The 13,612-nt window shown below is 62.2% G+C and carries 14 protein-coding genes; 5 read left to right on the top strand and 9 right to left on the bottom strand.

Features of this window, described 5'->3' with window-relative positions:
- Positions 1-28 precede the first annotated feature (28 nt).
- Positions 29-466, top strand: coding sequence for a MarR family winged helix-turn-helix transcriptional regulator (locus ACYG97_RS05340; RefSeq protein WP_023734220.1), 438 nt, complete (start codon positions 29-31; stop codon positions 464-466).
- A 31-nt stretch (positions 467-497) separates the two neighbouring features.
- On the opposite strand, the gene ACYG97_RS05335 is transcribed toward ACYG97_RS05340, so the two are convergent.
- From ACYG97_RS05335 to ACYG97_RS05325, 3 genes are all read right to left on the bottom strand, one after another.
- Entirely contained in the window at positions 498-1,121 is a 624-nt protein-coding gene (locus ACYG97_RS05335; protein ID WP_023694420.1) for a DUF4304 domain-containing protein, read from the bottom strand.
- 18 nt (positions 1,122-1,139) lie between these two features.
- On the bottom strand, positions 1,140-2,174 hold the full coding sequence (gene tdh / locus ACYG97_RS05330) for an L-threonine 3-dehydrogenase (protein WP_023672918.1): 1,035 nt from the start codon (positions 2,172-2,174) through the stop codon (positions 1,140-1,142).
- 169 nt (positions 2,175-2,343) lie between these two features.
- Positions 2,344-3,531: a glycine C-acetyltransferase gene (locus tag ACYG97_RS05325; RefSeq protein ID WP_023734221.1), complete on the bottom strand. Its 1,188-nt coding sequence runs from the start codon at positions 3,529-3,531 to the stop codon at positions 2,344-2,346.
- Positions 3,532-3,842: 311 nt separating this feature from the next.
- Between ACYG97_RS05325 and ACYG97_RS05320 the strand changes: the two genes are divergently transcribed.
- On the top strand, positions 3,843-5,909 hold the full coding sequence (locus tag ACYG97_RS05320; RefSeq protein WP_023724848.1) for a putative bifunctional diguanylate cyclase/phosphodiesterase: 2,067 nt from the start codon (positions 3,843-3,845) through the stop codon (positions 5,907-5,909).
- Between the two features lie 21 nt (positions 5,910-5,930).
- On the opposite strand, the gene ACYG97_RS05315 is transcribed toward ACYG97_RS05320, so the two are convergent.
- Positions 5,931-6,335 carry a MarR family winged helix-turn-helix transcriptional regulator gene (locus ACYG97_RS05315; RefSeq protein ID WP_023672921.1) on the bottom strand — a complete coding sequence of 135 codons (405 nt, stop codon included), beginning with the start codon at positions 6,333-6,335 and terminating at the stop codon, positions 5,931-5,933.
- Between the two features lie 192 nt (positions 6,336-6,527).
- On the opposite strand from ACYG97_RS05315, the gene ACYG97_RS05310 reads away from it, so the two are divergent.
- Entirely contained in the window at positions 6,528-6,929 is a 402-nt protein-coding gene (locus tag ACYG97_RS05310) for a hypothetical protein (RefSeq protein ID WP_245260851.1), read from the top strand.
- Between the two features lie 225 nt (positions 6,930-7,154).
- Here ACYG97_RS05310 and ACYG97_RS05305 read toward each other — a convergent pair whose 3' ends face one another.
- On the bottom strand, positions 7,155-9,200 hold the full coding sequence (locus ACYG97_RS05305) for an oxidoreductase (RefSeq protein WP_023734222.1): 2,046 nt from the start codon (positions 9,198-9,200) through the stop codon (positions 7,155-7,157).
- A 140-nt stretch (positions 9,201-9,340) separates the two neighbouring features.
- On the opposite strand from ACYG97_RS05305, the gene queF reads away from it, so the two are divergent.
- Both queF and ACYG97_RS05295 read left to right on the top strand, forming a co-directional pair.
- The gene (gene queF / locus ACYG97_RS05300; RefSeq protein ID WP_023682931.1) at positions 9,341-9,802 is read left to right on the top strand and encodes a preQ(1) synthase; all 462 of its coding nucleotides are present in this window, start codon (positions 9,341-9,343) and stop codon (positions 9,800-9,802) included.
- Positions 9,803-9,838: 36 nt separating this feature from the next.
- On the top strand, positions 9,839-10,120 hold the full coding sequence (locus tag ACYG97_RS05295; RefSeq protein ID WP_023734223.1) for a hypothetical protein: 282 nt from the start codon (positions 9,839-9,841) through the stop codon (positions 10,118-10,120).
- Here ACYG97_RS05295 and ACYG97_RS05290 read toward each other — a convergent pair.
- The 4 genes from ACYG97_RS05290 to ACYG97_RS05275 all read right to left on the bottom strand — a co-directional run bounded on the left by ACYG97_RS05290 (position 10,098) and on the right by ACYG97_RS05275 (position 13,560).
- Entirely contained in the window at positions 10,098-10,700 is a 603-nt protein-coding gene (locus ACYG97_RS05290; RefSeq protein ID WP_023734224.1) for a YqhG/Tai3 family protein, read from the bottom strand. The two genes, ACYG97_RS05295 and ACYG97_RS05290, sit on opposite strands and share 23 nt — an antisense overlap.
- A gap of 160 nt (positions 10,701-10,860) precedes the next feature.
- A complete protein-coding gene (locus tag ACYG97_RS05285; protein WP_084023776.1) occupies positions 10,861-11,778 on the bottom strand; it encodes a right-handed parallel beta-helix repeat-containing protein in 918 nt (305 codons plus the stop codon).
- Between the two features lie 498 nt (positions 11,779-12,276).
- On the bottom strand, positions 12,277-13,194 hold the full coding sequence (locus ACYG97_RS05280; protein ID WP_050590409.1) for a right-handed parallel beta-helix repeat-containing protein: 918 nt from the start codon (positions 13,192-13,194) through the stop codon (positions 12,277-12,279).
- A gap of 75 nt (positions 13,195-13,269) precedes the next feature.
- The gene (locus ACYG97_RS05275; protein WP_156937221.1) at positions 13,270-13,560 is read right to left on the bottom strand and encodes a hypothetical protein; all 291 of its coding nucleotides are present in this window, start codon (positions 13,558-13,560) and stop codon (positions 13,270-13,272) included.
- Positions 13,561-13,612: the final 52 nt, after the last annotated feature.

Genomic DNA, 13,612 nt, shown 5'->3' with positions numbered 1-13,612 from the left:
CGGCTGATGCCGCATCCACGGTGCGCATATGGAAACCCTCGAACTCGAAAATTTCCTGCCCTACCGGCTTTACCGGCTGGCCGACGCTGTCAGCCGAGAATTTTCAAAAATCTACCGCGACCGTCACGGTCTGACGCGGCCGGAATGGCGCACACTCTCTGGGCTCGGACAGCGCGGCACGATGACCGCGACGGCGCTCGGCGAACAGTCGGCCATGCACAAGACCAAGGTTTCGCGGGCGGTGGCGGAGCTTGAGCGGCGGCGCTGGCTGACGCGCACGCCGGACGAGAATGATCGGCGTGTGGAGCATCTGGCGCTGACGAAGGCGGGGCTGGCGGCCTATGGCGAAATGGTGCCGCTGGCGAAGGCGTTTGAACGGCAGTTGCTGGCGAGGCTTGGTACGGAAGAGCGGGCGGCGATTGTGAATGGGGTGGCGGCGCTGGAGGCAAAACTCACCTTGGGTTGAGATCTTCCCATAAGTTCGACCGTCGCTGAAATCAGATCGCGAATGCGGCAGGCAACGCCCCTAGACCGTAATAGGCGCGTTCGGCTTCAATGAAGCCTCTGACACGGCTTCGAAATGCCGCCGGATCATCAATGTAGGCTAGAAGCGCCTGCGCTTGCGAAGCCGCGTGTCTTTGAGCGCTTTCAAACAGTCGCCTTGCCGTTTCAAAATCACCGGCCAAACCAGCCGCCACCCCGGCGTGGAAGGCCGCCCACTCGCCGTAGGCGCCCGGCTGCAATTCACTCACGAGGATTTTCGCTGTCGCCTGGACGGAAGGGAACATCGATCGGTGAACCTGATCGATTTCGACGACCTTCTTGGCCATTTGATCAACCGCGAGAAGAAACTGTGGCGGGCTCTCGAACGGAACGAACTGTCCAATGCGCTCAACGCGATCGAAGGTAATCGTTTCCGGAAGCGAACCCCAGAGCCAGTGGACTGCTACGTTAAGGTAAGTGCCCTTGGACCAGGAACTGGGCTGGAACTCGACTACACTTAGCCAGAAGCCGCGATCGGCGATCCAGATTCGGGACTGCCCTTTGCGTCGAAATCCGGCCGGCTTCAGTACGAGCTTTGCCTGCGAGGCAATGATACGACCGTGCTCATTGTCCGCCATCTTGCACCCACACGTGCCTCACCAATCCATCACCACCTTGCCCGAACTGCCGCTCCGCATCGCGTCAAACCCCGTCTGGAAATCGTCGATCCCAATGCGGTGCGTAATCAGACCCGACACATCCAGCGGCCCCTGCACCAGGGCGATCATCTTGTACCAAGTCTCGAACATTTCGCGGCCGTAGATGCCCTTCAAGTGCAGCATCTTGAAGATGACCTTGTTCCAGTCGATTTCGAAGCCGGTCGGCGCGATGCCCAGAATGGCGATCTTGCCGCCATTGTTCATGGTGTCGATCATGTCGCGAAAGGCGGGCGCGGCGCCCGACATTTCGAGGCCGACGTCAAAACCCTCGGTCATGCCCAGCGCCGGCATAACGTCGCGCAGTTTTTCCTTCGAGGCATCGACGACATGCTGGACGCCGAGCTTTTTGGCCAGCGCCAGCCGCACCGGGTTGATGTCGGTGATGACGACTTTTCGCGCCCCCACACATTGGGCAACGAGCGCGCCCATGATGCCGATCGGCCCGGCGCCGGTGACCAGAACGTCTTCACCGACCAGGTCGAAGGACAGAGCGGTGTGGACGGCATTGCCCAGGGGATCGAAGATCGCGGCGATCTCGTCGGGCACATCGTCGGGGATCGGCACGACATTGTGCTGCGGGATCGCCAGATATTCGCCGAAGGCGCCGGGGCGGTTGACGCCGACGCCGAGCGTGTTACGGCAGAGATGCCCCCTGCCGGCGCGGCAATTGCGGCAATGGCCGCAGACGATGTGACCTTCGCCGGAGACACGCTGGCCGACCTTGTATTCGGTGACCGCAGCGCCGAAATCGGCCACCGTGCCGACGAATTCATGGCCGGTCACCATCGGCACCGGCACGGTCTTCTGCGCCCACTGGTCCCAATTGTAGATGTGGACGTCGGTGCCGCAGATCGCCGTCTTCTTGACCTTGATCAGCACGTCGTTGGGGCCGATCTCCGGCACCGGCACCTCTTCCATCCAGATGCCCGGTTCAGCCTTGGCCTTCACCAGCGCCTTCATCATGTTCGACATGCTACAACTCCTTACCCTCCCCCTTGTGGGGAGGGTGGCCCGAAGGGCCGCGTGGGGGTCAAAAACTGGCGGAGGTCGTGACCCTGCAGACCCCCACCCCGCCTCCCGCCCGCTTGCTTCGCAAGCGGTCGAAAGTCGACCCTCCCCACAAAGGGGGAGGGTAAAACTCTCAGCCAATCACGCCCAGTTCCTTGCCGACCGCCGCGAACGCTGCCACGGCGCGGTCGATGTCGGCGCTGGAATGCGCCGCCGACATCTGCGTGCGGATGCGCGCCTGGCCTTTCGGCACCACCGGGAAGGAAAAGCCGATGACATAGATGCCGCGCTTCAGCATGCGCGCCGCCACTTCCTGCGCCAGGCTGGCATCGCCCAGCATCACCGGAATGATCGGATGATCGGCGCCGGCCAGCGTGAAGCCGAGCTTGCCCATTTCGGAGCGAAAGCGCGCCGCATTGGCATAGAGGCGTTCGCGCAGGGCGTCGCCATTGCGGATCAGCTCGAACACCTTGATGGAAGCGCCGGCAATTGCCGGCATCAGCGTGTTGGAGAAGAGATAAGGCCGCGAACGCTGGCGCAGCCAGTCCACGACCTGGCTTTTGCCGGAGGTGTAGCCGCCGGAGGCGCCGCCGAGCGCCTTGCCGAGCGTGCCGGTGATGATATCCACCCTGCCCTCGACGCCGCAATGCTCGGCCGAGCCGCGGCCGTTCTTGCCGACGAAGCCGACGGCATGGCTGTCGTCGACCATCACCATGGCGCCGTACTTTTCCGCGAGGTCGCAGACGCCTTTCAGATTGGCGATGATGCCGTCCATGGAGAACACGCCGTCGGTGGCGATCAGGCGGAAGCGGCAGTCTTTCGCCTCTTTCAGCCGCGCTTCGAGGTCGGCCATGTCGTTGTTGGCATAGCGGAAACGCTTGGCCTTCGACAGCCGCACGCCGTCGATGATCGAGGCATGGTTCAGCGCATCGGAGATGATCGCATCCTCCTCGCCGAGCAGCGTTTCGAACAGGCCGCCATTGGCGTCGAAGCAGGAGCCGTAAAGGATGGTGTCGTCCAGGCCGAGGAAGGATGAAATCGTTGATTCAAGCTGCTTGTGCTCTTCCTGCGTGCCGCAGATGAAGCGCACCGAGGCCATGCCGTAGCCGTAGCGGTCCAGCGCGCCTTTGGCTGCATCGCGCAATTCTGAGCTGTCGGCGAGGCCGAGATAGTTGTTGGCGCAGAAATTCAGCACCTTGTCGCCGCCGACTTCGATCTCAGCCGACTGGGTCGAGGTGATCACCCGCTCGGATTTGTAGAGCCCGGCGGATTTCAGCCCTTGCAGTTCGTTGTCGATATGGGAGAGGAATGCCGCGCTCATGGATCAGGTCCTGTTGAGATTGGCGCGACTGTCGCGCTACGCGCACTAAAAATCCATCGCAAAAGCGACCGTTTCGGTGGCACGGCGGGCTCAACCCTGGCGCGACCCGATCGCATGGCCCGCATGCTGGAGTAGCAGGCACGCGAATACGGCTATGCCGCGAAAGAACATGATAACCATCTCGGCAGCTTTCGTTTACTGCCGAAGCAACAGTTCCGCCGGCTTCCAGACCCTGTTAACCCTTTCAAGGCAATGGTGTTCTTGCCACGAATCGGTGGCAGAAATCCGTCGACCGAGGGGTCACCTAGAATATGTCGCAGCAGCCGGCGCAAACCGTCTCGGGCAAACTCATCCTGCTGATCAAGAGCGGCTACTGGCTGGCGCTGCTGATCATCGCCGCCATGGTGATGGCCTCCTTCATCCTGCTGCAGCAGATGATGGCGGCGCAACAGCACAACCATACTCTGCTCGACATCGTCAGCACCCAGAAGGCGCTGTCGCAGCGCATCGTCTTTTTGACCAGCGCAACCGGCTCCGCCGCGCGTGACAAGCAGCCGGCCCTGGTTGCCGCGCTGAAACAGGCGACCGCCGAGTTCGAGACCAACTACGACCTGCTCCTCAAACAGACGGGAGCCGACCCGCTGTCGCCGGCATTGTCCGACCCAAGGTCGATCGAGAGCGTGCTCTACGGCAAGCCGTTCCACCTCGACTATTTCTCGGTCGGGCTGGTCGCCAATGGCGAAAGGCTGATCTCGTCCTTCGAATCCCAGCTCTCCGGCAATGCCGCCTACAAGGGCGGCGGCGAGCGCGTCAATCTCGATGCTTCCGTCGCCAATGCGACGCTGTCGGGTTATGCCGCGCTCGGCCAACGCATCGCCGCATTTGCCGACGAGCGGTCGGAAAAGCTCCTCGATCTCCACCGCACCTTGTTCTACGCCACCATCGGCGTCATCGTGCTGGTGGCGCTTTTCATCTTCCGGCCGATGTCGAAGGCGATCCTGCGCAAGACCCATGAGCTTGTCGATGCCCGCAACTCGATGGCCTTCATCGCCGTACATGACGGGCTGACCGGCCTGCACAACCGCACCTTCCTGACCGACCACTTCGAAACGCTGATCAAGGGCGCGCATCGCCGGCGTGAGAGGCTGGCGGTCATCCAGCTCGACCTCGACCGGTTCAAGCAGATCAACGACACGCTCGGCCACGCCGCAGGCGACTATGTTCTGGTCGTCACCGCGCAGCGCATGCGTGATTCCTGCCGCGCGTCGGATCTGTGCGCGCGCCTTGGCGGCGACGAATTCGTGATGATCCTCAATGGCGCCGGCGGCCCCGAGGACATCAACATGCTGGCCCGTCGCATCCTGGAGGAGATCAACGAGCCGATTACCTTCCAGGGCACGACCATCCTTCCGGGGGCCAGCGCCGGCATTGCCGTCTATCCCATCGACGCCGACAATGCCGAGGATCTGCTCGTCCACGCCGACCTCGCGCTCTATTCCGCCAAGAAGCTCGGCGGCGGCAGCTTCTCGTTCTTCTCCGAGGAACTCAGGCGCGAACTCGATTACCGCAAGCAGCTCGAGCACGACATCAAGGTCGCCATTTCGGAGAACGCCTTCCAGGTCTATTTCCAGCCGCAGGTGTCGCTGAGCAACGGCGCCATCAGCGGCATCGAGGCGCTGGTGCGCTGGAAGCATGCCGAGCGCGGCATGATTGCGCCGGGCGAGTTCATTCCGGTCGCCGAAAAATGCGGCTTCATGCCCGAGATCGGCCGCATAGTCTTTACGAAGGCGATCGAGCAAGCAGCCGAATGGGATCGCGCCGGCATTGCCTTCGGCCGGCTCGCCGTCAACGTGTCCGGCACCGAGCTGCGCGAACCCGACTTCGACCGCTTCCTGTTCGCGACGCTGGAAAAGGCCGGCCTGGCGCCGCAGAAACTGTCGCTTGAAATCGTCGAATCCGTCATTCTCGACGACGAGAAGACGGGCATCGCGGCGAAGCTGCGCCACATCCGCGCTGCTGGCGTCCATCTTGAGCTCGACGATTTCGGCACCGGCTATGCCTCGCTCAGCCACGTCAATCCCAACGAGATCGACCGGCTGAAGATCGACCGCCGCTTCGTCCAGAACATCAACGAGAATGGCGACAACACCAAGATCGTGCGCGCCATCACCGAGCTGGCGCGCGGTCTCGGCATTTCGATCGTCGCCGAGGGCGCGGAAACCGAAGCCGAGCTCGATTCGCTGATGGCAATCGGCTGCGACCAGGTGCAGGGCTATTCCATCGCCTTCCCGATGCCGCAGGACAAAGCGCGCGAATGGCTGCTGGCGCGCAGCCCGAAGAAAGCCAAGCTGAAGGTGCTTCAGGGCAATTTAGCCTAGACTATTGCCCACCGGTGCCGGTCATTTGGCCGGCGCGACATTCGCCCGCAATGCCGCCAGCACCTCGGCGAACTCCGCCAGCCTGTCGTCCGGCAATCCCGCGCGCAGCCGCTTGTCGAAGATGAGAGCCGCCGCCCGCAGCTTCAGGAACATCGTTTCGCCCGCCTGCGTCAGTTCGACCAGATGAACCCGGCGGTTGTCCGGATCGCGGCGGCGCGTCAGCAAGCCTTGCGCCTCCATGGCGTTGAGATGGTGGGTGAGCGTGGCGCCCTGGATGCCGATCATGCCGGCAAGTTCGCGTTGGTTGGCAAGCTCGCTCGACTTGACCGAAAGCAAGGTCAGCCACACCGGCAGCGTGCCCCCGGCCTCGACCAAAGCGGCGTCAAATGCCTGCGCCACCAGCTTGGAGGTGCGCGCGAGATTCATGCCGATTGGCGGACGGTCAAAGGGAGTCATGCGCCGACAGTAGAACAAGGCGCCGAGCGATGGAACGCGGCATTATACATTGACATCGAACCATTTGATACCTAACTATCATGCGTGTCGATCTGCCGAGTTCGTATCATCCTGCATTCGACAGGGATCCGAGGACGGGCGGCGGGCAAGGAGGAAGCGGTCATGCAATATGTCTACATCGTCGTTATCGGCCTTCACGTCATGGCCGGTGTGTTCTGGGCCGGCACCACCATCACGCTTGCCCGCGACCCCGAGATCAGGGCGGAGCGCTTTATCGGACCGCAAATGGGCTCGGCCGGCATGGTGTTCGTGACCGGCGCCCTGCTCTGGTATTTCTTCCACGGCGCCTATTTCGGCTCGATGGAAATGGTGCTGGCGCGGGCATCCTGGCCGCCTTCGCCGCTGCCGGCGTTCTCAGCGTCGTCGTCCGCAAGACCAGCCGGCAGCTTGCCGGCGCGGACGCCGCAACGGAAGCGGCGCTGCGCACCAAAATGGCCCGCGGCGAGCGCATCGCCGCCTGGCTTCTGGTACTCACCGTACTTTGCATGGCGACGGCCAGGATGATTTGAGCCCTGCCGCGCGTTGCCTCCCGGTTGAAAAGCATTCCGCATCGTGCGTCGCCTGGCTCTCGGCTGATGGCGTACGCGGCGCGCAGTTCGGACGGATGTGCAAGGTGGCTCTCCGCACAGAGGTTTGGCTGCGCGCCACCCATCACTTTGATCGATCGAGTTGCGCCCGCCGGAAGGGTGAGATCGAACTTTGGAACAAGCCGTAGGCCGGCTTGTAGGCTCAAACCCGCAAGCCGAACCTGATGCCGTCATAGATGGCGGCATGGATGTTGCGCGAGGCGACTGCATCGCCGATGCGCAACAGCACGAAGCCGCCTTCGGGATTGCGTGAAGGAAAAATATCGCCGCCGCCGACCAGCCGCTCATAGTCGACCGCGCCACCATTCTTCGACAGCGGTTTCAGCTGAAGATAGAGATCGTCGAGCGGCGCCGTGCCGTGCTCGACCACCACCTGGTCGACCCGCCTCTCGCCGCGCCAGCCGTCGGCAAAGTCGGAGGCGAGTTCGGCGACCAGCTGGTTGCCCTCGCGCCGTACCGAGCGCAGCCTGGTGTTGATGGTGATGGTGACGCCCTTCTCCTGGAAGGCGCGCATATAGGGCACGTGGTTCATGCCGCCCATTTCGGGGGCGAAGAAGCGCTCCGGCGAAACCAGCTCCAGTTTTGACCCTGCATTGGCGATCAGCTCCGCCGCGCCCATGCCCTGGTGGCCACCATTGTCGTCGAAGAGCAGCACGTTCTCCGCCGGCTTGATGCTGCCGGCCATGATGTCCCAACTCGACGTGACGAGATTGTCGCCTGATGTCAGCGGCGGGTTCTGTGGCAGGCCGCCGGTGGCGATCACCACCACGTCGGGCGACAGCGCCAGCACTTCGTCCTGCTCGGCCCAGGTGTCGTAGCGGATCCCGACGCCGAGCCGGTCGAGTTCGGCCAGCCGCCAGTCGATGATGCCGATCAACTCCTTGCGGCGCGGGTTCTGCGTCGCCAGCCGAACCTGGCCGCCGGCCTGACCGGAGGCTTCAAGCACCGTGACATGATGGCCGCGTTCGGCCATCACGCGAGCTGCCTCGAGCCCGCCAGCGCCAGCGCCAACGACAACGACGTTCCGCCTGGGCCCTTCGGTCTTCACGATGATATGCGGAATCTCGGCCTCGCGGCCGGTCGCGGCATTGTGGACGCACAGCGCCTCGCCGCCTTCATAGATACGATCGAGGCAATAGGTGGCGCCGACGCAAGGCCGGATCTCGTGCTCGCGGCCTTCCATGACCTTCTTGATGATGTGCGGATCGGCGATATGGGCGCGGGTCATGCCGACCATGTCGAGCTTGCCGGTGGCGATGGCGTGGCGCGCCGTGGCGACATCGGAAATCCGCGCCGCATGGAAGGTCGGGAACTTCGTCGCCGCCCTCACCTCGCCGGCAAAATCGAGATGCGGCGAAGAGCGCATGCCGGCGACCGGGATGACCTTGGTTAGTGCCGCATCGCTCTCGATCGAGCCGCGAATGATGTTGAGGAAATCGACCTTGCCGGAACCGGCCAACCGCCGGGCGATCTCAACGCCCTCCTCCTTCGACAGGCCTTTGTCAAAATCCTCGTCGGCGACCATACGGATGCCGACGACGAATTTTTCGCCGACCGCCGCCCGCACGGCATCCAGCACCATGTCGGTGAAGCGCAGCCGGTTGTCGAGCGAACCGCCGAACTCGTCGTCGCGATGGTTTGTGGCCGGCGACCAGAAGCCGTCCATCAGATGGCCGTAGGATTCGAACTCGATGCCGTCGAGGCCGGCGGCCTGGCAGCGCTGCGCAGCCGACGCATAGTCGGCGACGATGCGCTCGATGTCCCAGTCCTCGATGGTTTTGGGGAACGCGCGGTGCGCCGGCTCACGCACCGGCGAAGCCGACAGCACCGGCAGCCAGTCGGCCTTGTTCCAGCCGGTGCGGCGACCAAGATGGGTGATCTGGATCATCACCTTGCAGTCATGCTCGTGGCAGGCGTCCGCCAGTTCGGCCAGCCACGGCACGATGCGGTCGTCATAGACATGCAGATTGCCAAAGGCGGCCGGGCTGTCGCGCGAGACGATCGCCGAGCCCGCCGTCATGGTCAGCGCCATGCCGCCCTTGGCCTTTTCGGCGTGGTAGAGCCGGTAGCGCTGTTTCGGCATGCCGTCCTCGGAATAGGCCGGCTCGTGGCTGGTCGACATCACCCTGTTCTTCAGCGTCAGGTGTTTGAGCTGGTAAGGCTGGAGAAGCGGGTCGTTGCTGGTCATCATCTTCCTGCCATTCCAGTTTGTGTCGGAGCAGCGCGCGCTGCTCCAGTTCTTGTCTTGAGCATCGAATTTATCCGAAAATCGCTGCACACTTTTTGATCCGATGCTAATGAGCGCGGAAAATCCCCAGGAAAACCACGATGATCGATACCAAAACCCTCACCCAGCTCGGCGCCCACGTCGAGACGCCACAGAGCCCGGAGACCGCGGTCCTGGAGACCGTGCCGTTCCAGCGCGGCGACGGACCGCCGGCGATCGTGCGCTTCACCTGCCCGGAATTCACCTCGCTCTGCCCGGTAACCGGACAGCCGGATTTCGCTCATATCGTCATCGACTACGCACCCGATGCCACGCTCGTGGAATCGAAGTCGCTCAAACTGTTCATGACCTCGTTTCGCAACCATGGCGCTTTCCATGAAGACTGCACGGTGATGATCGGCCGCCGCATTGTGGCGGCAACGAAGCCGCTGTGGTTGCGCATAGGCGGCTATTGGTATCCGCGCGGCGGCATTCCGATCGATGTCTTCTGGCAGACCGGCGCTCCGCCCGAAGGCGCCTGGTTGCCCGACACCGGCGTTGCCCCCTATCGCGGCCGTGGCTGAACTGACGTCAGCCATAGGCGGCTTGGCGCCGCGCCCATGCAGCAGTACGACCGCGCCGCAGCTGCCCTTTCGATCAGCCGCCCAGCCGACCAGATCAGGAGCGCCGGGCTGGTCGAGCACGACGCGCTCGACGGGCAAATCGCCGGGAGCCGCCAAAGCTTGCCAAGGCGCGCGGGCGATCAGCATCGTGCCGATGTGCGAGTCGAGGCCGCAGCCGGCAGCGCCCAACCCGACCAGCGCGATCGCGAGCAAAACGCGAAGCTTCATTGCCGACCACCCGGAAACAATCGGCGGCTTATTCGCACTGATACTGGCTGAGCGCCCATTCACCGGTCACCGAAAGCAGATCGGATATCTTCCAGTCGCCGTCGACCTTCTTCAGCTTCCACTCCAGCCGGTGCTGGTTGCCTTCGACGACGAAGGCGACCACCACCTTGGCCTGATCACCATTGACGGCCTCGATGCTCTTCAGGCTCTTGTCGATTGCAAGCTTGTCGTAATCGGCATTGTCGAGCGCCATGTTGGGGTCGAGGCATTCGCCCTGCCCGGATTTGCGCAACGCGTCGCTCTTGTCGAGTACGGTCTTGGCCGGGTCGACGAAGTTCTTGCGCTGGGTCGGATCGAGCTCCAGTCCGAGATGTTCGTAGAACGGCTTGACCACAGCCGTCGGCGAGCCCGCCAGGACGGGCGCGGCCGGCTCGGCCGGCGACCACCCAACCGGCGGTGTCGCCGGTTCCACCGCTGTCCCGGGTGGATTTGCGGGCGGTGCTGCGCCGCCCGGCACTGTCTCGGCCGGGGCATTTGCAGGTGGCGAACCGAGCAGCCCTTGAGCGGCAGCCGTGTTCAATCCTGCCAGCAGGCTTACAGTCAGCAAAGTCGGAAGACGGCTATGGGCCATCACGCATCACTCCAGGCCCGATCAGTCACATACCGGCCGAAACGTTCAGCCATGTCATCGGCGCCTGGCGGCAAAGATGCAGACTTTGACGAAGCTAACAAGCCCTCGATTGCTTGCTTCGCCCTGGTGGTTCCCGCGCGAAGCGCTGCAATCCGCAAACCTATTTCTGCGCAATGGTTGGCGGGTTCGAACCGTCAGCCGTGTTGCCGTTGAGCTGATTGGTGCCATAGGACGATATGGCACCGCCATTAACGATGGCCGTGCCCGTCGTATTACCGGAGATCGTCGATCTGCCGACCCGGATGGTCGCGTTGGCGCCGTCGGCACGCAGGCCGCCTGCCGCTCCGTTGTTGGCCACGGCAACGCCGTCAACCATGATGTTGATCGCAGGCCCGCCGACCGGATTCAGGATGCTGATGCCGGCATTCGTGTTGCCCGACACGCTGCTATCCACGATCGTCGTGTTGGAGCCGCCCGTGTTGCTGGTGCCGTCAGCCTTCACGCCGGCCAGGTTGTTGTTCTCGATGGTCGAGTTCTCGATGATGACCTTGGCAACGCCGGCTGCGGTCGGCTGGATATGAACGCCGTCCGCGCCGTTGCCGGTGATGAAGCTGTTGGTGATATAGAGTTCGGACGCGCCCGACGGTGCGAACAGGATGCCGTTGCCGTTCGGCGCCGCAGAGCTGTTGCCACGAATGACGCAATCCTCGATGTGCAAGGCGGCGCCGACGAGAAAGCGGACGCCATTGATTCCAGGCGATGCCGTCGCTGTGTCGATATCGAGACCGCGCAGAACGACGACGTCGGTCGCTAGCGCGTTGATGGTCACTTGCGTCCCCGCATTCGATATGCCTGCCTCGACGTCCTCGCAAGCGATCGTTATCGACTTGGTGATCGTCACCGCGCCAAAGCCGCCCGGGTCGACGCAATTGATTTCGCCGCCGGCAGCCGTTTTCGAGATCGCGCCGGCGAAAGTCTTGCAAGGTGCGGTGCGGCTGCACGGATTGACGTCGTCGCCAACGCCGGAAACCCACGTCCGGGGCGCCTGCGCGGACGCCGGCGTCGCAAGACAAGCCATCACCATGGCGACTAAAATAGAAGATACCATGTATACAATTTTAATCATCTTCTCACACCCCCCAATGGAAAACTAGGAACTATTGCATATATGCAATAGAAATCTAACACGCTACAGCCAAAAGAGCAACTAGAACACAATTCAATCTGAAATCGGCTCTGTTTCTCAGCCGGCAAAAGCGATCCCCGCGAAGATTGCGATGGTCTCACTGACAGCCCGGTGGAGCGGACCGACAAATCGGGCGCCCTTGGCAAGACATCGATTTGCAAGACATCGATTTCGGTCGTCTTGTAATCTGGCTGTCAGCCACGCCCTACTTCGCGTGGTCCTGCCTCGAGATCATGTCATCAGGACTGGCAGTCGACAACGACAGAGAGGACTGGTGGCAGTACTCCGGGACCCGCCCGGTCATTCAAGCTGGTTGCGCGTCCAGCCATAAAATGCACTTGGCGCGGTGTTGCCGCGCCAAGCGTTGCTATCAACAGTTAACCCCTGCAGCTATTTCAGCGCGATGGTTGGCGGATTGGGGCCGTCAGCAGTGTTGCCGTTGAGCTGGTTGGTGCCGTAAGACGAGATCAACCCGCCGTTGACGATGACCGTGCCGGTGCCATTGCCGGAGATCGTCGAGCGGCCGACGCGGATGGTTGCGTTGGCGCCATCGACACGCAGCCCGCCGACCACGCCGTTATTGGCGACGGCAACGCCGTCAACCATCATGCTGATCACCGGCCCGCCAGCCGGATTGAATATGCTGATGCCGGCGTTGGTGTTGCCCGACACGCTGCTGTTCACGATCGTCGTGTTGGAGCCGCCCGTGTTGCTTGTGCCGTCAGCCTTCACACCGGCCAGGTTGTTGTTCTCAATGGTCGAGTTCTCAATGATGACCTTGGCAACGCCGCCGGCGGTCGGCTGGATATGAATGCCGTCATTGTTGCCGGTGATGAACGAGTTGCTGACATAAAGTTCGGCTGTGCCCGACGGTGCGAACAAAATGCCGTTGCCGTTCGGCGCCGCAGCCGTGTTGTCGCGAATGACGCAATCCTCGACATGCAAGGCGGCGCCGGCAAGAAACCGGATTCCATTGAGACCTGGCCCAGCCGTCGCGCTGTCGATATCGAGACCGCGCAGAACGATGATGTCGGTCGCCAACGCGTTGACGATGATGCCATTCACCGACGCATTCAACACGCCCGCCTCAACGTCCTCGCAGGCGATCGTCATGGATTTGGTGATGGTCACCCCGCCGAAGCCGCCTGGATCGATGCAATTGATTTCGCCGCCGGCGGCGGTTTTCGAGATCGCACCGGCGAAGGTCTTGCAAGGTGCGGTACGGCTGCACGGATTGGCGTCGTCGCCAACACCGGAAACCCATGTCCGGGTCGCCTGTGCGGACGCCGGCGTGGCAAGACAAGCCACTACAATTGCAACTAGAATTGATGACAATAGATATGTGATCGATTTCATATGCCCACCCTCCAAATTTTGAGCAAGTTAATACTTGCAGCCGAGCAAGGAAACATACCCCGCTACATCTAAAAAAGCAACTACTGATGTGACCAGCCCTGCGGATGCAACTGTTCCAAATCCGGCTTTTCTGCAACCGGGAAATATTGCTGAATCGCCGTAGAATATAGCGACCATCACAAAGGATGTTACGATATTTTGCTTAGCAATTTTATGGCTGTCGCGCTGAGAAACCGCCGTTACAGCATGAAAACAATCACTGACCCAGGGTGCTGACCGTTGCACGATTCGGCAAGCCGCGACAATTCCGGCTGTCATGGGCCGAATACACCCTCGCCTGGACCCGGCGGCGGCGATTATGTCTGAATGC

The sequence above is a fragment of the Mesorhizobium sp. W067 genome (genome assembly GCF_054719525.1).
Note: the sequence above shows the minus strand (reverse complement) of the source record. Positions and strands in the feature narration are given on the sequence as shown.

Excerpts from the sequence above, each read along its gene's own strand:
- ACYG97_RS05340 (WP_023734220.1), top strand. The coding sequence starts at position 29 with ATGGAAACCCTCGAACTCGAAAATTTCCTGCCCTACCGGCTTTACCGG.
- ACYG97_RS05335 (WP_023694420.1), bottom strand. The coding sequence starts at position 1,121 with ATGGCGGACAATGAGCACGGTCGTATCATTGCCTCGCAGGCAAAGCTC.
- tdh (WP_023672918.1), bottom strand. The coding sequence starts at position 2,174 with ATGTCGAACATGATGAAGGCGCTGGTGAAGGCCAAGGCTGAACCGGGC.
- ACYG97_RS05325 (WP_023734221.1), bottom strand. The coding sequence starts at position 3,531 with ATGAGCGCGGCATTCCTCTCCCATATCGACAACGAACTGCAAGGGCTG.
- ACYG97_RS05320 (WP_023724848.1), top strand. The coding sequence starts at position 3,843 with ATGTCGCAGCAGCCGGCGCAAACCGTCTCGGGCAAACTCATCCTGCTG.
- ACYG97_RS05315 (WP_023672921.1), bottom strand. The coding sequence starts at position 6,335 with ATGAATCTCGCGCGCACCTCCAAGCTGGTGGCGCAGGCATTTGACGCC.
- ACYG97_RS05310 (WP_245260851.1), top strand. The coding sequence starts at position 6,528 with ATGCAATATGTCTACATCGTCGTTATCGGCCTTCACGTCATGGCCGGT.
- ACYG97_RS05305 (WP_023734222.1), bottom strand. The coding sequence starts at position 9,200 with ATGACCAGCAACGACCCGCTTCTCCAGCCTTACCAGCTCAAACACCTG.
- queF (WP_023682931.1), top strand. The coding sequence starts at position 9,341 with ATGATCGATACCAAAACCCTCACCCAGCTCGGCGCCCACGTCGAGACG.
- ACYG97_RS05295 (WP_023734223.1), top strand. The coding sequence starts at position 9,839 with ATGCAGCAGTACGACCGCGCCGCAGCTGCCCTTTCGATCAGCCGCCCA.
- ACYG97_RS05290 (WP_023734224.1), bottom strand. The coding sequence starts at position 10,700 with ATGGCCCATAGCCGTCTTCCGACTTTGCTGACTGTAAGCCTGCTGGCA.
- ACYG97_RS05285 (WP_084023776.1), bottom strand. The coding sequence starts at position 11,778 with ATGGCTTGTCTTGCGACGCCGGCGTCCGCGCAGGCGCCCCGGACGTGG.
- ACYG97_RS05275 (WP_156937221.1), bottom strand. The coding sequence starts at position 13,560 with ATGACAGCCGGAATTGTCGCGGCTTGCCGAATCGTGCAACGGTCAGCA.